The sequence below is a fragment of the Streptomyces sp. NPDC050508 genome (genome assembly GCF_040655155.1).
Lineage (GTDB): Bacteria > Actinomycetota > Actinomycetes > Streptomycetales > Streptomycetaceae > Streptomyces.
On record NZ_JBFAJJ010000006.1, the window covers coordinates 466,108 to 483,751 of the forward strand.

15 protein-coding genes are annotated in these 17,644 nt (G+C 69.1%); 9 read left to right on the top strand and 6 right to left on the bottom strand.

From position 1 onward, the window contains the following. Positions 1 to 25 precede the first annotated feature (25 nt). Entirely contained in the window at positions 26 to 928 is a 903-nt protein-coding gene (locus AB0I69_RS20360; RefSeq protein ID WP_363097018.1) for an NAD-dependent epimerase/dehydratase family protein, read from the top strand. Here the strand turns inward: AB0I69_RS20360 and AB0I69_RS20365 are convergent. From AB0I69_RS20365 to AB0I69_RS20375, 3 genes are all read right to left on the bottom strand, one after another. Beyond that, positions 888 to 2,390: an ATP-binding protein gene (locus tag AB0I69_RS20365; protein WP_363097019.1), complete on the bottom strand. Its 1,503-nt coding sequence runs from the start codon at positions 2,388 to 2,390 to the stop codon at positions 888 to 890. The two genes, AB0I69_RS20360 and AB0I69_RS20365, sit on opposite strands and share 41 nt — an antisense overlap. Positions 2,391 to 2,435: 45 nt before the next feature. Continuing rightward, the gene (locus AB0I69_RS20370; RefSeq protein WP_363097127.1) at positions 2,436 to 3,200 is read right to left on the bottom strand and encodes a DUF2127 domain-containing protein; all 765 of its coding nucleotides are present in this window, start codon (positions 3,198 to 3,200) and stop codon (positions 2,436 to 2,438) included. A gap of 227 nt (positions 3,201 to 3,427) precedes the next feature. Continuing rightward, entirely contained in the window at positions 3,428 to 4,852 is a 1,425-nt protein-coding gene (locus AB0I69_RS20375; RefSeq protein WP_363097128.1) for a cation:dicarboxylase symporter family transporter, read from the bottom strand. Positions 4,853 to 5,146: 294 nt separating this feature from the next. On the opposite strand from AB0I69_RS20375, the gene AB0I69_RS20380 reads away from it, so the two are divergent. Together AB0I69_RS20380 and AB0I69_RS20385 are read left to right on the top strand one after the other, a co-directional pair. Continuing rightward, positions 5,147 to 6,868 carry a sensor histidine kinase gene (locus tag AB0I69_RS20380; protein ID WP_363097020.1) on the top strand — a complete coding sequence of 574 codons (1,722 nt, stop codon included), beginning with the start codon at positions 5,147 to 5,149 and terminating at the stop codon, positions 6,866 to 6,868. Then, positions 6,865 to 7,548, top strand: coding sequence for a response regulator (locus AB0I69_RS20385; protein ID WP_363097021.1), 684 nt, complete (start codon positions 6,865 to 6,867; stop codon positions 7,546 to 7,548). The genes AB0I69_RS20380 and AB0I69_RS20385 overlap by 4 nt, the downstream gene beginning before the upstream one ends. Here AB0I69_RS20385 and AB0I69_RS20390 read toward each other — a convergent pair. Beyond that, positions 7,538 to 8,092: a hypothetical protein gene (locus AB0I69_RS20390; RefSeq protein WP_363097022.1), complete on the bottom strand. Its 555-nt coding sequence runs from the start codon at positions 8,090 to 8,092 to the stop codon at positions 7,538 to 7,540. The two genes, AB0I69_RS20385 and AB0I69_RS20390, sit on opposite strands and share 11 nt — an antisense overlap. Positions 8,093 to 8,171: 79 nt before the next feature. Here AB0I69_RS20390 and AB0I69_RS20395 point away from each other — a divergent pair, with 79 nt between their 5' ends. The 5 genes from AB0I69_RS20395 to AB0I69_RS20415 all read left to right on the top strand — a co-directional run bounded on the left by AB0I69_RS20395 (position 8,172) and on the right by AB0I69_RS20415 (position 14,372). Continuing rightward, positions 8,172 to 9,065 carry a 5'-methylthioadenosine/S-adenosylhomocysteine nucleosidase gene (locus AB0I69_RS20395; protein WP_363097129.1) on the top strand — a complete coding sequence of 298 codons (894 nt, stop codon included), beginning with the start codon at positions 8,172 to 8,174 and terminating at the stop codon, positions 9,063 to 9,065. A gap of 34 nt (positions 9,066 to 9,099) precedes the next feature. Next, the gene (locus AB0I69_RS20400; RefSeq protein ID WP_363097023.1) at positions 9,100 to 11,088 is read left to right on the top strand and encodes a tetratricopeptide repeat protein; all 1,989 of its coding nucleotides are present in this window, start codon (positions 9,100 to 9,102) and stop codon (positions 11,086 to 11,088) included. A 72-nt stretch (positions 11,089 to 11,160) separates the two neighbouring features. Next, on the top strand, positions 11,161 to 12,564 hold the full coding sequence (locus tag AB0I69_RS20405) for an extracellular solute-binding protein (protein WP_363097024.1): 1,404 nt from the start codon (positions 11,161 to 11,163) through the stop codon (positions 12,562 to 12,564). Between the two features lie 32 nt (positions 12,565 to 12,596). Then, positions 12,597 to 13,529: a sugar ABC transporter permease gene (locus AB0I69_RS20410; RefSeq protein WP_363097130.1), complete on the top strand. Its 933-nt coding sequence runs from the start codon at positions 12,597 to 12,599 to the stop codon at positions 13,527 to 13,529. A gap of 3 nt (positions 13,530 to 13,532) precedes the next feature. Further along, positions 13,533 to 14,372: a carbohydrate ABC transporter permease gene (locus tag AB0I69_RS20415; RefSeq protein WP_363097025.1), complete on the top strand. Its 840-nt coding sequence runs from the start codon at positions 13,533 to 13,535 to the stop codon at positions 14,370 to 14,372. Here AB0I69_RS20415 and AB0I69_RS20420 read toward each other — a convergent pair. Next, positions 14,362 to 16,476 carry a tetratricopeptide repeat protein gene (locus AB0I69_RS20420; RefSeq protein ID WP_363097026.1) on the bottom strand — a complete coding sequence of 705 codons (2,115 nt, stop codon included), beginning with the start codon at positions 16,474 to 16,476 and terminating at the stop codon, positions 14,362 to 14,364. The two genes, AB0I69_RS20415 and AB0I69_RS20420, sit on opposite strands and share 11 nt — an antisense overlap. 107 nt (positions 16,477 to 16,583) lie before the next feature. Here AB0I69_RS20420 and AB0I69_RS20425 point away from each other — a divergent pair, with 107 nt between their 5' ends. Continuing rightward, entirely contained in the window at positions 16,584 to 16,796 is a 213-nt protein-coding gene (locus tag AB0I69_RS20425) for a DUF397 domain-containing protein (RefSeq protein ID WP_363097027.1), read from the top strand. Here the strand turns inward: AB0I69_RS20425 and AB0I69_RS20430 are convergent. Further along, positions 16,714 to 17,568, bottom strand: coding sequence for a helix-turn-helix transcriptional regulator (locus AB0I69_RS20430; protein WP_363097028.1), 855 nt, complete (start codon positions 17,566 to 17,568; stop codon positions 16,714 to 16,716). The genes AB0I69_RS20425 and AB0I69_RS20430 overlap by 83 nt on opposite strands. Positions 17,569 to 17,644 lie beyond the last annotated feature (76 nt).

Consider the following 17,644-nt stretch of genomic DNA (forward strand, 5'->3'; position numbering starts at 1 on the left):
ATCCTGCGGGTACGCCCGAAGAATTATGGTCATGGAGAAGGCACGGGACGTACTGGTCATCGGCGGCAACCGCTACTTCGGCAAGCGGCTGATCGCGCGGCTGCTGGCCGCCGGGGACCGGGTCACGGTTCTCAACCGGGGCTCGTCGGCGCCGCCCACCGGGGTGGTGCACCTGATCGCCGACCGCGACGACGAGGACGCGCTGCGCGCCGCTCTCGGCCCGCGCACCTTCGACGTCGTCGTCGACCAGGTCTGCTACACCCCGCGCCAGGCGGCGATCGCCCGTCGCGTCTTCACCGGCCGCACCGGCCGCTATGTGATGACCTCGACGGTCGAGGTGTACGAGCACGAGGACTCGCCCGCGCTGGTGAGCGAGGCCGCCGTCGATCCGCTCGACGTGACCGTCGATCTCCAACTCCCCTGGGACGACCCGGAGTTCCTCGACACGCACTACGGCGAGGGCAAGCGGCAGGCGGAGGCGGTCTTCGCGGCGGCCGGACCGGAGTTCCCGTACACGGCGGTCCGCGTCGCCCATGTCCTGGGCGGTGCCGACGACTTCACCGGCCGCCTGGAGCATTACACGGACCGCATCCGCACCGGCACACCGATCGCGGTCCCCCGCACCAACCACCCGGCGACCTACATCCACGTGGACGAGATCGCCGACTTCCTCTTCTGGGCGGCCGGCCAGGACTTCACCGGTCCGGTCAACGCAGCCTCCCACAACCCGCTGACCACAGAGGACCTGTGCGAGGCGCTCGCCGCCCAACTCCCGTCCGGCAAGGTGGTGTTCCGGACGGCGGAGGAGGGCGAGACCGTCTCCCCTTTCTCCTTCGCCCGCTCCTACGGCATGGACAACTCCCGTGCCACGCGGCTCGGTTACCCGTTCACACACGCCCGGGAGTGGCTGCCGGGGGCGGTTCGGTAGCCGAGGACGACACCCCGAGCAACCTGCGCGTCAACTGGTCGTGGTCGGAGAGGAGTTCGTCGAGGGCCGCGCGGAGGTCGGCTGGTTCCGTGCGTGCCGACTCGCGCTCGGCCGCGATCAACACGGACCGGCGTACCAGCTCCTTCGTGAAGGACGCGGTCGTGCCCTCCGTGCGGGTGACGACCTCGTCCGCCACCTCCTTGTCCAGGTCCAGGGCGGTGCCGTAGAGGTCGAGGAGGCGGGCGCGGCCCGGGGCGTCCGGGAGGGGGATCTCCACGGCGAGGTCGACGCGGCCGGGGCGTTGGACGAGGGCCGGTTCGAGGAGGTCGGCGCGGTTGGTGGTGAGGAGGAAGGCCACGTCGGCGTCGTCGCCGAGGCCGTCCATCTCATTGAGGATCTGGAAGAGCAGGGGCTGTTCGCCGCTGCCGTGGTCGCGGGCCTCGGCGATCAGGTCGCAGTCCTCCAGGACGACGAGCGCGGGCTGGAGCATCCGGGCCAGGGCGCAGGCGGGGCCGATCAAGTCGATGCTGGTGCCGGAGAGGATGACGACCGTGAACTGCGGGAGGTGGGAGAGGAGATAGCGGATCGTGTGGGTCTTGCCGGTGCCGGGCGGGCCGTAGAGGAGGAGGCCGCGGCGCAGGTGCTGGCCGGCCGCGCGGAGTTGCTCACGGCGGCGGGCCACGCCGACGACCTGGCGTTCGACGCGCTCCAGGAGGCCCTCGGGGAGGACGATGTCGTCGCGGGTGAGAGTGGGGCGGCGGTGGAAGCGGAACGGGCCGAGGCCGTGGCCGAACTCGGAGCCCTCGAAGGACAGCACCTGGCCGCGGAAGATGTTGTGCTCGCGCACCAGCACGTCGATCTCGGCGAGCAGCCGGTCCGCGAACTCCTTGTCCTGCGCGAGGACTTCGATCTCGACCTTGTCGCGCCCGTACTCGTCGGCAGGTCCGCGCAGCAGCACGGCGAACCGGTCCTCGCCCTCCGCACCGAGGTAGAACCCGCAGGAGACACAGGCGAGTTCCTCGTCGGGCGAGACCGGCAGGTGCGCGTAGTCGACCGCGCCGATCGTGAACCGGTCGTAGCGGTCGGCGGCTTCGAGGATGTCGCCGAGGGTGAGATCGCCGCGGTTCTGCGCGCCGCGCATGCCGACGAGCTCGTAGGAACGGCCGTCCGCGGCGAACCAGTGCTCCAGCGCGAGATGCACGTTCGGGAGGTCGTACGGCGGATACGCGGCCTTGACGACAGGCCGGTCGGCGGGGGCCGTGCCGAGGTGGTCGCGGAGGCGTTTCGTGAGATTGCGGGCGGCGTCCTGTTCGTCGCGTCGAGGGCGGGCCACCGCGGCGAGGAACTCCTGGAACAGGGTGCCGATCTGCTCCGTCGACAGGGGCGAGGGCTCCCGGCCCGCGCCGTACCTGCGCTCGTACTCCGCCGCGCTCACGATCTCCAATCCGCCCGGTTCATCCATGTCTGCCTCCATAGTGCGGAAGTTCTGGCGTTTCGGACCAGAGTGTCAGACCATGACCCCGGCCGATGTCTCCACTTCCAGCAGAGACGCGCTCTCCCGCTCCTCGTCGAAGGCCTTCCGCCCGCCCCGCAGCCCGAACAGCCGCTTGGCCAGGGCGATGTAGACGACGGCGAGGATGTTGAGGACGAGGGTGGCGATCTTCAACCAGCTGATGTGTTCGGTGAGTTCGTAGATCTCCAGCGGCAGGAACGCGGCAGTGGCGACCACCGTCAGATACTCCGCCCAGCGCTTGGCGTACCAGAGTCCGCCGGCCTCGACGAGTTCGATCAGCGCGTACGCCAGCAGCAGTACGGCGACCAGGACCAGCGTGGAGTGCTTGTAGCCGAAGGTCTTCTGGATGCTGCCGACGATCGGCGAGTGGTCGAGGTCGTAGTGGAAGTGCTTGAAGACGGGCCGGAAGACGTTCAGATAGTCGTCGAAGAGCTTGCGCACCGCGTCCTGGCTGTTGCTGAACTTCCACACCGCGGCGGCGACCAGCACGATGAACACCCCGCGCACGGCCCGCTCGATCGCCAGGAACCGCAGGATGAACAGGTCCCGCAGCACCTTGCCGCGCGGCACCAGCGGGGCGTGGTCGGCGGGCCCCGAGCCGTGCGGCTCGCCGAGCACGAAGTCGCCGCAGCGCAGGCAGCGCCAGGCGACGCCGAACCCCGTCTCGACGCGCAGCCGTTCCCGCAGCGCCGGCTCGTCGGGCGCGTACGTCGCGTGCCCGTGCCGTGCGCAGGTCCGCCGGTCCCAGTCGATCTTCATGCCCATGGCCCCCGTGACTCCCACCGAACGCGAACGTGCCGTGCGCGCCGGAGATTTCCGGCACGGCACGGCACGCTAGTACATCCCTGGTGCGTCCCTGGTACATCCCTGCTGCATCCCTGTAAGGACCGGGCGGCTGAGCGACGGGGGGACACCCAGCCGCCCGGAGTCGTCGGGCGTCCGGACCGTGTTCAGGTCGGCCCGGACGCCACGCTCAGGAGGGACGCTCAGGCCTTGGCGAGTTCCTTCTCGCCGCCCTGCTCGGGCACGCCGTCGAGGTGGTCGTCGCCATCCTTCTCGTCGAGCAACGTCTTCTCGTCGAAGGGCAGTTCACCCGCGAGCACCCGGTCCACCCGCTCCTTGTCGACCTCGCCGGTCCAGGTGCCGATGAGCAGCGTGGCGACGGCGTTGCCGGCGAAGTTGGTGACCGCGCGGGCCTCGCTCATGAAGCGGTCGATGCCGATGATCAGGCCGACACCGTCGACCAGGGCCGGCTTGTGCGACTGGAGACCACTGGCCAGTACGGCGATACCGGAGCCGGAGACACCGGCCGCGCCCTTGGAGGCGACCATCATGAAGAGCAGCAGCCCGATCTGCTGACCGATGCTCATCGGCTGGTCCATGGCGTCGGCGATGAACAGCGAGGCCATCGTCAGGTAGATCATCGTGCCGTCGAGGTTGAAGGAGTAGCCGGTCGGCACGGTGATGCCGACGACCGGGCGGCTGACACCCAGGTGCTCCATCTTCGCGATGAGCCGCGGCAGCGCGGACTCGGAGGAGGACGTGGAGACGATCAGCAGGAACTCACGGCCGAGGTACTTCAGCAGCTGGAAGAGGCTGACCTTGGCGACCAGCTTGGTCAGCGTGCCGAGCACGATCACGATGAACAGGAAACAGGTGACGTAGAAGCCGAGCATGATCGTGCCCAGCGCCTTGAGCGCGTCCATGCCGGTCTCGCCGATCACCGCGGCCATCGCGCCGAAGGCACCGACGGGCGCCGCCCACATGATCATGCCGAGGATGCGGAAGACCAGCTTCTGGATGTACTCGACGCCACGCAGCACCGGCTCACCGGTCCGGCCCATGGCCTGCAGCGCGAAGCCCGAGAGCAGCGCGATCAGCAGCGTCTGGAGGACCTGGCCCTCGGTGAAGGACGACACGAAGGTGGTCGGGATGATCCCGAGGAGGAAGTCGACGGGGCCCTCGGCGGCGGCCTTGGCCTGGTCGTGCCCGACGCCCTTGACGGCCTCGGTCAGGTGCATCCCGCTGCCCGGGTGGATGATGTTGCCGACGACCAGGCCGATGGCCAGCGCCACGAACGACATGGTGATGAAGTAGCCGAGCGCGAGCCCGCCGACCTTGCCGACCTGCGCGGCCTTCCGTACGGAGCCGACGCCGAGCACAATCGTGCAGAAGATGATCGGCGAGATCATCATCTTGATCAGCGCGACGAAGCCCGTACCGAGCGGCTTCAGCTCCTTGGCGAAGTCCGGCGCGATGAACCCGACGGCGATACCGAGGGCGACCGCGATGATCACCGCGATGTAGAGGTAGTGGGTGCGGTCCCGCTTCGCGGGGGGTGCTGCGGGTGCGGCAGGTGCGGGTGCGGGGGTGCTGGCCACGGCTGCCCTCCTTGACGACGTCGTCGGCATCATCCGGCGTGCGGCTCACGACCGGCGGAACCCGGGTGGCGAGTGCGGCTCACGTCCGGGGGTTCATGGGATTCATGGGTCTTACGGGTCTTACGGGTCTTACGGGTCTTACGGGTCTTACGGGTCTTACGTTTTTACGGGTTCTACGGCGGTCCACACTGATCCGATGCGATGTGCGGCCTGCTCCGGGAGGCGGCTGCTTCCGGGGGTTGCGGTGACTATCTCCCGGCTTGTGAGGGCGGTCACCCTTACGTTCATTTAGTTCGTGCGGATCGGGAGAGGCACACTGACGGCATGCGCCTCCCGCACGTCCCCCGACCCCGCAGCCTCGCCGGCCAGCTCTTCGGCATGCAGGCCGTGCTGATAGCGGTCGTCGTCGCCGGGTACGCACTGTTCACCTACGTCAGCGACCGCAGCCAGGCCGAGGACGCGGCGGGCCGTCAGGCCATGGCGGTGGCGCGCTCGGTCGCGGACTCGCCGTCGGTGGTGGCGGCGATCGGTACGTCCGACCCCACCGCCCACCTGGAGGCGTACTCCGTGCGCGTCCAGCGGCACACACAGGTGGACTTCGTCACGATCATGAATCCGCAGGGCATCCGCTGGACGCACCCGGACAGGAACCAGATCGGGAAGAAGTTCCTCGGCCACATCGGTCCGGCCCTGAAGGGCGACTCCTTCACCGAGACCTACACCGGCACCCTCGGCGCGTCCGTCCGCGCGGTCACCCCCATCGAGAGTGGCGGCAAGGTCATCGGCCTGGTCAGCGCCGGCATCCGGGTCGAGGCGATCACCCAACGGGTCCAGGACCAGGTGACGGCTCTGATCGGGGTGGCGGCCGGTGCCCTGGCACTGGGTGCCGTAGGAACGTACGTCGTGAACGCCCGTCTCCGCCGCCACACCCACGGCATGAACGCGGCCGAACTGAGCCACATGCACGACTACCACCAGGCCGCGCTGCACGCGGTGCGCGAAGGGCTGCTGATGCTCGACGGGCAGTACCGGGTGGCGCTGATGAACGACGGCGGGCGCGAGCTGCTGGGGGTCGGCCCGGAGGTGGACGTGGTGGGCCGCTCGGTCGCGAGCCTCGGCCTGCCCGCACCGTTGACGGGCGCGCTGCTGTCGTCGGAGCCGCGCGTGGACGAGGTGCATCTGACGGCGTCCCGGGTGCTGGTGGTGAACACGTCACCGGTGTCGGGCGGTGAGCGTCGGGGAACAGTGGCGACTCTTCGGGACGTCACCGAACTCCAGTCCCTCATGGGCGAGTTGGACTCCGAACGCGGCTTCACCCAGGCGCTGCGATCACAGGCGCACGAAGCGGCGAACCGGCTGCACACGGTCGTCTCCCTCATCGAGTTGGGGCGCGCGGAGGAGGCGGTGGACTTCGCGACGGCCGAGTTGGAGCTGGCCCAGACGCTGACGGATCAGGTGGTCTCGGCGGTCAACGAGCCTGTGCTGGCTGCCCTGTTGCTGGGCAAGACGGCCCAATCGAACGAGCGGGGCGTGGAGTTGGTCGTATCGGAGGACAGCGCCCTGGACGACGGCCTGCTGCCGGATTCGCTGTCCGCGCGGGACTTGGTGACGATCCTCGGGAACCTGATCGACAACGCGGTGGACGCCGCGCAGGGGAGCCTGCGGGCGCGGGTCACGGTGACGGCGTGCACGGAGGCCGGCGCGGACGGCTCCGCGCTGGTGCTGCGGGTCGCGGACACGGGAGCGGGGGTGGATCCGGCGCACGCGGAGGCGGTGTTCCAGCGGGGCTTCTCGACGAAGCCGGCGGGGCCCGGTGGTCGGGGGCTGGGGCTGGCGTTGGTGCGGCAGGCGGTGAACCGGCATGAGGGGACGTTGACGGTGGCTGAGGCGGAGGGGGGCGGGGCGGTGTTCGAGGTGCGGTTGCCGTTGTGGGGGGACGGGTCGGGGACAGGGGTCGATTCGGGTGCGGATGCGAGTTCGGGTGCGGATGCGGGTGGTGCCCGGGCGTCGTCCCAAAGTTTCTTTTCCAAAGGTGGCGACTCATGACTACGGCCGAGCCGATCCGCGTCCTCATCGTCGAGGACGATCCCGTCGCCGCCGACGCGCATGTCATGTACGTCGGCCGGGTGCCGGGCTTCGTGGCGGTGGGCAAGGCGCACACCGGGGCGGAGGCGCGCCGGGCGCTGGAGCGTACGCAGGTGGACCTGTTGCTGCTCGACCTGCATCTGCCGGATGCGCACGGGCTGCAACTCGCGCGGTCGTTGCGGGCGGCCGGGTATCACGCGGACGTGATCGCGGTGACGTCGGCGCGGGACCTGGCGGTGGTGCGGGAGGGCGTGTCGCTGGGGGTCGTCCAGTACGTACTGAAGCCGTTCACGTTCGCCACGCTGCGGGACCGGCTGGTGCGGTACGCCGAGTTCCACGCGGCGGCGGGCGAGGCGAGCGGGCAGGACGAGGTCGACCGGGCGTTGGCTGCTTTGCGCGCGCCTTCGCCCGCGGCGCTGCCCAAGGGGCTGAGCGCGCCGACGTTGGAACGGGTGACGGTCACTCTGCGGGACTGCGGGGAGGGGCTCACCGCGGCCGGGGTGGCGGAGGCGGTGGGGATCTCCCGGATCACTGCTCGCCGGTACCTGGAGCACTTGGTGGAGGCGGGGAGGGCGGCGAGGAGTCCTCAGTACGGGACTGTGGGGCGGCCCGAGTTGCAGTACCGGTGGGTCAAGGGGTAGACGGGCGGGGCGAGTTGAAGGGCCGCGCGTAACTGAGGACCTGGTGGCCGAGGCCGACGACGATGAGCGCCTCGCCGACGGACAGGGCGAGCAGGCCGGGCGACGTCTGACCCGCGGCCCAATACACAACGAGCCCGGCGAACGGAACGACGCAGAACGCCAGCAGGTCGATCACACACTGGATGACCTTGCGGGAACGCCGGCGGGTGTCGGAACGGTGGGTGCTCTCCCACGCGAACACCCCCTCGGCTTGGGCGAGTTCGGCGAGCCGGGGCGCCAGGTCATCCCGTACGTACGTCCCGATCGAGGAGATCTTCTCGTCGTTCACGAGGTAGGTCCAGCCGAGCACGACACACACCGGCGGCAGCGCGAGCAGCATCTCGGACTGCTTGGCCTGGGCCGCGGCGGCGATGACGGCGGCGACGACGGTGAGGGTGACGTAGAGGAGGTTGTCGCGGAAGCCGATACGGGTCTTCTGCTCGTCCTTGACGGTCTGGTACTCGGCGAGGAGCAACTGGCCCACGGTGACGTCACGTTCCGGCATTGCCCTAGCCTCTCCCCCCACTGGTGCCAACACAGCAGCTGCGCAGGCGACTTGGAAGTACCTTAAGGGAGTGTCTGAGATGCCTGAGTTGCCACCCACTGTCGCGGTGCTGACCGCGCTGCCGCTGGAGTACAAGGCCGTGCACGCCCATCTCACGGACGTACGGAAGCGGGAGCATCCGCGAGGCACCCGGGCCGCGATCGGCCAACTCCCCGGAACACCCTGGTCCGTCGCCCTGGTCGAGATGGGCGAGGGAACCCTGACGGCCGCCGCGCTCACCGAGCGCGTGATGACGTGGCTGGAGCCGCAGGCGGTGCTGTTCGTGGGGGTCGCCGGGGCCCTGAAGAGCGACATCGATCTGGGCGACGTCGTGGTGGCGACGAAGGTGTACGGCATCCACGGCGGCAAGGAAACCCCGGAGGGTTTTCTCGTACGGCCGGAGGCGTGGCGGGCGTCGCACCGGCTGGCCGCGGCGGCCCGGGAGGCGCTGCGGGACGACCCCCATGCCCACCTGAAGCCGATCGCCGCGGGCGACGTCGTCCTGGCCGCACCCGAGTCCGCGCTCGCGGAACACCTGCGGAGGCACTACAACGACGCGGCGGCCATCGAGATGGAGGGCTCGGGGGTCGTCAGCGCCGTGGATCTCGCGGGTGGGGACGCGCTGGTGATCCGGGGTATCAGCGACCGGGCCGACGCGGGCAAGTCCCTTGCGGACGGGGAGGGTTGGCAGCCGCGGGCCGCGGAGAACGCGGCGGCTGCTGCGGTGGCGGTGTTGCGGGAGTTGCGGCCGTTCCGTGGTGGGCGGGTCGGGGGGTCCGACAGGGAGGTCGAGGACTCCGAGGAGGGGCCCCATCGGGGGGCTACGGGGGCGACGGGGGACACGTACGGAGGGGATCACCTCGACTTTCGGGGGAGCACTTTCAACGGGCCGTTCGTTGCCAAGCGGGTGGGACGGCAGGACGGGGAACGGTAGTACCGGGCGGGGTTCTGTGCATGGGCCCGTGCCGGTGGCTACGGCCGCGTTGCCTGCGGTGCCTGCGGGGTTCACCGGGCGGGACGAGGACTTGGCGCGGCTGTTTCCGGTACTGGATCCGGCCGCCGAGTCCGATCTGCCGGTGGTGATCTGTGCGGTGTCCGGGCTGGGCGGGATCGGGAAGACGTCGCTGGCGTTGTGTGCCGCGCATCGTGCGGTGCGGGACGGGTGGTTTCCGGGCGGGACGTTGTTCGTCGACTTTCGGGGGTACGACGAGGATCCGGTCACGGCGGATCAGGCGGTGGTCGCGCTGCTGGACGGGATGGGGGTGCGGGGGCCGGATCTTCCGCAGACGGCGGCGGGGCAGTACGGGCTGTATCGGCGGCTGTTGGCGGAGGAGCGGGGGGCGATGTTGCTGGTCCTCGACAACGCGTCGGATGCGGGGCAAGTGGTGCCGCTTGTGCCGGGGACGGATCATCACCGGGTGCTGGTCACCTCCCGGGATCGGCTCACCGAACTGGACGCTCAGCTGATCGACCTCAATGTCCTCAACGCGGAGGATGCCACCGACCTCATCGACAGATCCTTGCGGCTCAGCGACCGCAGCGACGATCGGGCGACGCGTGAACCGGAGGCTGTGTCGGAGCTTGCCATGCTCTGCGGCCACCATCCGCTCGCGCTGAGGATCACCGCGGGCATGCTGCGCAAGCGCCGACACCGGTCCGTCGCATCCCTCGTGGACGAGTTGCGCGGTGCTGAGGATTGGACGGCGGCTGTTGGACTCCGCCCGGTCTTCGACGCGGCGTATCGGCAACTGCCGCCTGAGCAAGCCCGGTTGCTGCGTCTACTGGCTCTGGCTCCGGCGGCCGAAGTCGGCAGTGAAATGGCCGCCGCAATGGCAGACCTCGACGTCGACCGGACGTTCGACCTGCTCGAAGAAGTCGCGGCAGCCCACCTTGTTACGCCTGTTCCGAGAGGGGCGGATGTGCGGTGGCGGTTGCATGACTTGGTGCGGGCGTTCGGGGTGGGTGTGGTCAAGGGGGATGCGAGGTTGTGGGGGGAAGGGGAGGCGGCGCGGGGGCGGGTGCTGGGGTTCTACGACCGGTGGGCGGGTGCGGCGGATGGCTGGCTGCGATGGCTGCCGGGGATGCCGGTGCCGGAGCAGTTTGTGGATCGGGCGGGGGCGTTGGCGTGGCTGGATTCGGAGCGGTCGGGGCTGGTGGCGGCGGTGCAGTGGGCGCGGGAGGAGCGGTACGCGGACACGGCGGTGCGGCTGTCCCAGTGTTTGGCGGAGTACTTGGGCTGGCGGCGCTTTTTCGACGACGGGATCACGGTGTGTGGTGTCGCGTTGGAGGCCGCTCACCGCGCCGGTAACCAGGTGGGGGAGGCCATCACGTGGAACAACCTCGGCGGCGCCCTGCTGGAAGTGGGTAGGGCGGGGGAGGCGGTCGATGCCCACATCCGCGCCCGCGACCTATACCGGGCTGTCGGGGACCGCCACGGCGAAGCTTTCGCGTGGGGCAACCTCGGCATCGCCCTGGAGGAGGCGGGTCGGGCGGAGGCAGCGATCGACGCCCACACCCGCGCCCGCGACCTCCTCCAGGCGGCCGAGGATCGCCCCAGCGAGGCCAGGGCATGGGACAGCCTCGGCAGCGCCCTGCGGGCGGCGGGCCGGGCGGGGGAGGCCATCGACGCTCACACCCGTGCCCGTGACCTATACCAGGCTGTCAGGGACCGCCTTGGCGAGGCCATAGCGTGGAACAATCTTGGCTTCGCCCTGCGAGAGACGGGTCGGGTGGAGGAGGAGGTTGAGGCGTACGAGAAGGCCCTGGAGGGCTACCGGGAGTTCGAGGACTGGTACGGGACGGGCCAGACCCTCTCCAACCTGGCTCGCGTCCGCCAGGATGCCGCCCGCCCCGCCGAAGCCCGCGCCCACTACCTCTGCTCCGCCGACGCCTACACCCGAGCCAACGCCCCCACCCAAGCCGCCGACGCCCAATCCGCCGCAGACGCATTGACCTGACTAGACCACTCCACTTACCTTCACCGGGCAGCCATCCGCCCAGGCCACAACGTAGTGAGCCCGTAGGAGGTCATGCCCGTGCGCCCCACCGCCGCCCTCCCCCACCGAACTGCCCTACTCACGCCCCTAGTTGCTCTCGCCGCTCTCTCCCTCGCCGCAACCACCCTCACCGCCTGCGGCAGTGGTTCCGGCAGCAGCCCCGACACCGTCAAGATCTCCTTCAAGCAGTCGACGGACAACTCCATCAAGGTGATGGACACCTACCTCGCCGACATGAAGAAGCAGTTCGAGAAGCAGTACCCGGGCAAGAAGGTCGAGCTCGTCCCGATCAAGGCCCCGGACTCGGAGTACTACACCAAGCTCCAGCAGATGCTCCGCTCGCCGAAGACGGCCCCGGACCTGGTGTACGAGGACACGTTCCTCATCAACAGCGACATCACCTCCGGCTACCTCAAGCCCCTCGACTCCTACCTCTCGAAGTGGCCGGACTGGAACCAGTTCATCGACACGTCGAAGTCCGCTGCCAAGGCCGAGGACGGGAAGACGTACGGCGTCCCGGACGGGACGGACACGCGCGGTCTCTGGTTCGACAAGGGGATCTTCAAGAAGGCGGGCCTGCCCGCGAATTGGCAGCCGAAGACGTGGGACGACGTCCTCGCCGCGGCCCGCACGATCAAGCAGAAGGTTCCCGGCGTCACCCCGCTCAACGTCTACACCGGCAAGCCGGCCGGTGAAGCAGCCACCATGCAGGGCTTCGAGATGCTGCTCTACGGCACCAACAACGGCACCACGGACCCCCTTTACGACAAGTCGTCGAAGAAGTGGATCGCCGGCAGCCAGGGTTTCAAGGACGCGCTCTCCTTCGTCCACACGGTCTACAAGGAGAAGCTCGGCCCGGACGTGTCCGACGCCCTCGACCCCAACATCCAGACCTACGTGGCCGGTGACCTCCTCCCCAAGGGCAAACTCGGCATCGCGCTCGACGGATCCTGGCTGCCCCAGGCCTGGTTGAAGGGCAGCGGTCATGAATGGCCGCAGTGGTCACAGGAGTTGGGCCTCGCGTACATGCCCACACAGAACGGCCAGGCGCCCGGCAAGGTGAGCATGTCCGGCGGCTGGACCTGGGCGATCCCCTCCAAGGCCGGCAACCCGGACCTGGCCTTCGACTTCATCAAGACGATGCAGACGAAGGCGAACGCGGAGAAGTGGTACATCGCCAACTCCGGTATCTCCGTACGGAAGGACGTCGCCGCCGACCCCGCCTACGCGACCGCCCAGCCCGGCATCAAGTTCTTCACGGACCTGGTCGCGAGCACGCACTACCGCCCCGCCTACCCGGCGTACCCGAAGGTCTCCACCGCCATCCAGGAGGCGATGGAGGGCGTGACGACGGGCGACATGTCGGTGGACAAGGCGGCGAGTTCGTACGCCGACGAGCTCAAGTCGGCCACGGACAACCAGGTCACCGAGAAGTGACCACCGCACCCCGGCAAGCGCCGGGCCCGGACCTGACGACGTCCGCCCCGGGCCCGGCGCCGCAACAGCGCGCGCACCAGCGGCACCCCCGCAACGACCACCGCGTCCTCCGCCGCGTCCTCACCCACCTCCTCCCCCTCTCCCCCGCCCTGGTCCTCCTGCTCCTCTTCCTGGCCGTCCCGATCGGCTACTGCGCCTACATCGCCTTCACCGACCTCCAACTCACCGGCCAGGCCCACTCGTCGTTCGTAGGCTTCGCGAATTTCCGTACGGCCTTCAAGGACTCGGAATTCCTCAACGCGGTCTGGCTGACGCTGGTCTTCACGGTGTTGTCGTCCCTGGTCGGCCAGAACACCCTCGGCCTGGCGCTCGCGACCCTCATGCAACGCGCCTCGAAACCGATCCGCACGCTCACGGGCGCGATCGTGATCACGGCATGGGTCCTCCCGGAGGTGGTAGCAGGCTTCCTCCTCTACGCCTTCTTCCGCCGCGAAGGCACGCTGAACGCCATCCTGGACTGGCTCCATCTCCCGTCCCAGAACTGGCTGTTCACGCTCCCGATCCTGGCGGTGTCGTTCGCGAACGTGTGGCGGGGAACGGCGTTCTCGATGCTGGTGTACTCGGCGGCCCTGAACGAAATCCCCCAGGAGATCACGGAAGCGGCCGAGGTCGACGGCGCCGGCGGCTGGCGCCGCATGTGGCACATCACGCTGCCGATGATCCGCCGCTCGATCGGCACGAACCTCATGCTCAACACCCTCCAGACCCTCTCCGTCTTCGGCCTGATCTGGGTGATGACGAGAGGCGGCCCGGGAAACAAGAGCCAGACCCTCCCCCTCTACATGTACGAACAGGCCTTCCAGAACAGCATGATCGGCTACGCCACGGCGGTCGCGCTGCTCCTGCTCCTGGTCGGCTCGCTCTTCTCGGTGATCTACATGCGCCTGCTGCGAACGGAGGTCTGACCCATGGCACTCACCCTCTCCTCCCGCCGCACCAGCCGACGCCTGGCCGCGGATGCGGGACTTCTGGTGGTCGCGGCGACCTTCGCGCTCCCACTCCTCTGGGTGGTCCTGTCCTCCCTCGACGCCCACGCGGACCTCAAGGTGAAGGCCCCCGACGGCCTGACCCTGGACAACTTCCACGCGATCCTGAACTCGGACATCACCTTCACGCCCCTGCTCAACAGCCTGATCCTGTGCGGCTTTGGGACGCTGCTGACGGTGGCGTGCGCGGCGCTGGCGGCGTATCCGCTGTCCCGCTTCCGCTCGCGCCTGAACCGCCCGTTCCTCCTGACGATCCTCTTCGCGACGAGCCTTCCGATCACGGCGATCATGGTGCCGGTGTACGCGTTGTTCGTGCAGGTGAATCTCATCGACACCATGCAGGGCACGATCTTCTTCTTCGCCGCGTCCCAACTGCCGTTCGCTATTTGGCTGATGAAGAACTTCATGGACGGCGTACCGAAGGAGTTGGAGGAGGCGGCGTGGACGGACGGGGCGTCGTCGTTTCAGTCGCTCGTGCGGATCGTTCTTCCGCTGATGGGGCCGGGCGTCGCGGTCGTGACCGTCTTCTCGTTCGTGATGATGTGGGGGAACTTCTTCGTCCCGTTCATGCTGCTGCTTACGCCGGATCAGATGCCGGCGAGCGTGAGCATCAATGAGTTCTTCGGGAATCGGGGGATGGTGGCGTACGGGCAGCTGGCGGCGTTTTCTGTTGTTTATTCGACGCCGGTGATTTTGTTGTATGTGCTGGTGGCGCGGCGGTTGGGTGGGGGGTTTGCTTTGGGTGGGGCGGTTAAGGGGTGATCTCTTCGGCCCGGGTGCGGGCTCGGGCGGCTTCGGTGGGGGCATTGGCTCGGGTGTAGGCGTCGGCGGACTGGAGGTAGTGGGTGCGGGCCTCGGCGGGGCGGCCGACGTGCTGGCGGGCGAAGGCCAGGTTGGAAAGGGTGCGGCCCGTCTCATACCAGTCGTCGAACTCCGAGTAGCTCTCCAGGGCTTTCTTGTATGCCTCAATCGCCTCCTCCACCCGGCCCGCTTCCCACAGGGTGGCACCGAGGTTGTTCCACGCCATGGCTTCGCGGAGGCGATCCCCGACGGCCTGAAACAGGTCGCGGGCCCGCGTATGCGCGTCGATCGACTCCCCGGTCCGGCCCGCCTCCCCCAGAGCGAAGCCGAGGTTGTTCCACGCGCTGGCCTCGCGGTGGCGATCCCCGGCGGTCTGGAAGAGGTCGCGGGCGCGAGTGTTGGCGTCGATGGCCTCCTCCGCCCGGCCCGCATCCAGCAGGGCGCTGCCGAGGTTGTCCCACGCGCTGGCCTCGCGGGGGCGCTCCCCAACGGCTTGAAACAGGTCGCTGGCCCGGGTATGCGCGTCGACCGCCTCCTCCGCCCGGCCCGTCTCCCGCAGGGCGATGCCGAGACCATCCCACGCGATGGCCTCCCCCACCCGGTTACCGGCGCGGTGGGCGGCCTCCCGCGCGGCACCGCAGACCGTGATCTTGTCGTCGAAAGAGCGCCGCCAGTCCAGATACACCCCCAGACACTGCGACAGCCGCACCGCCGTGCCCGCGAACCGCTCTTCCCGCGCCCACTGCACCGCCGCCACCAACCCAGCCCGCTCCGAGTCCAACCACGCCAACGCCCCCGCCCGATCCCCGAACCGCTCCGGCACCGGCATCCCCGGCAGCCACCGCAACCAGCCATCCGCCGCCCTCGCCCACCGCAGATAGAACTCCAGCACCCGCCCCCGCGCCGCCTCCCCCTCCTCCCACAACCCCACATCTCCCTTGGCCACACCCACCCCGAACACCCGCACCAAGTCATGCAACCGCCACCGCCCACGCCCACTCCCCCGCTCAACAAGATGGGCGCGGCACAACGCATCAAGCACACGCACCGGCGCAGCATCCGCCCCATCCAGCACGGCGACAACCTCGGCGGTCACCTCCGGCCCCGGAGCCAGAGCCAACAGCCGTAGCAACCGGGCCTGATCAGCCGGCAGACGCCGATACGACAGGTCAAAGGCAGCCCGCACGCTGCGCTCACCGTCGTCGAGATGCAGAAGCCGATCACCGGACTCGGCAAGCTCCACCACGAGTTCGGCCACGGACTTGTCCCTGTCGAGGACGAGCAAGGCCGCGGCGATCTGAAGGGCCAGCGGCAAATACCCACACAGCAAGGCGAGTTCGGCAGCCGCCCCACTCTCATTCGCCACCCGCGCATCACCCGGAGCCGCGATCCGCAACGCCCGGTCCAGAAGGTCGTACGCCTCCTCCGGACTCAACTCCCCCAACGGCAGCAGCCGCGCCCCCAGTTGAGGCAACTTGCTCCGCGAGGTGACAAGCAGCCGGTGCCGCACACCCCCGGGATGCAACGGCCGCACCTGCTCCACCGAGGACGCGTTGTCGGCCAGGACCAGCACAGCCCCCAACTCCCGTTCCCGCGCCGCAAGCACCGAGCGATACAGAGCCGCCCGCGCATCCACCCCGTTCGGAATGTGCTCCGGAGGCGTCCCCAGCCCCCTCAACAGAGTCTCCAGCGCCTGTTCCGCCGTAACGCGATCATCGTCGTACCCATGGAGATTGACGAAGAGCACCCCACCCGGGAACCACCCCTTGTCACTGGCCTCGTGCGCCGCCTCCACCGCCAGCGCGGTCTTGCCGATACCGCCGAGCCCGGACACCGCGGCGACCAACACAGCTCCCGACGCTCCACCCCCATCCGGGTCGAACGCGCCGAGCAGCTCGCCGAGTTGGTCACCGCGACCGGTGAACCCGGCCACCTTCGGAGGCAGGGCATCCAGCGCGGTGGGCGCCGGCCCGTGCTGGTGGTACTCCACCTTCTTCGCGGTGAAGGGCCCTTTGAACTCCCCGCCCCGGAAATCCTGGTGATCCCCGCCGTACTGCTCGCCCATCGTGCCGTCCCCGTGCCGCTGCCCCCGGATCGCGTGCCAACACGGTACGCCCAGGGCCACCGCCCAACACCCGCTCTGGCCAGGCGACTTGGCAGTACCGTGAAGAGGTGCCGTTCCGACGGCTGCGTGGAGGTTGCGAACTGCCCCTCCACCCCATCCACATCCGCGACTCCAAGAACCAGCAGGGCCCCCGACTCACCCTCTCCCCCACTGCCCGGGCCGAGTTGATCCGCAAGGTCAGCCGACCGGGAAGCTGTCCGCCCCGAGAACGTTCAACAGCGCCAGCTTGTCGTGGCTTTCGGTGCCCGGCGTCGCGGTGAAGACCAGCAGGGTCTGTGACTGGTCGGGCTCCTGCAGGTTCTGGCAGAACAGGTCGATGCGCCCGACCTGCGGGTGGACGAACCGTTTGGCTTCGCTCCAGCGCAGGCCGACCTCCTGCCGGTCCCACAGCGACGCGAACTCGGCGCTCAGGCGCAGCAGGCTCGCCACGAGCCGGGCGGCCTGCGAGCGGGGCCCTTCCCTCGTGGCCGCCGCCCTCAACATCGCGACGTACACACGGCTGTTGAGGCCGTAGTCGTCAGGGAGGTACCGCTCGCGGGCGGCCGGATCGGTGAACCAGCGGTAAGGGGCGCTGCGGGCGTCCCCCGTGTAGTGGGTCTGTTCGCCGAGCAGGGCCACGGCGGGAGGCGTCTGCAGCAGGGTCTCGCCGAGGGGGCCCATGACCTGTGCCGGGGTGTCCTGCAGCCGGTCCAGGATGCGCATCAGCGCCGGGTTGACGTGCTCGCCGCGCAGCCGCCGGTGCGGTGTGCGGTGCCCGCACAGCAGGAACAGGTGGTCGCGTTCGTCCGGGGTGAGGCGCAGGCCGCGGGCGATCGCCGCCGCCATCTGCTGCGAGGGCTGCGGCCCGTCACCACGTTCCAGGCGGGCGAAGTAGTCGGCGGACATGTCGCACAGCTCGGCCACCTCCTCTCGGCGCAGGCCGCGGGCGCGCCGACGTGTGCCGCGACGCAGTCCCACGTCCTCCGGTTGCAGGGCCTCCCGCCGGGCCCGCAGGAAGGCGCCCAAGGACGCGCGGTCCACCGTGTGCTCCATGAGCCCATCGTCGCAGCCTCCGCCGGCCTCAACCACGGCCTGCGAGTCAGTGGATCGGCGGGTCCTTCATCCGCGC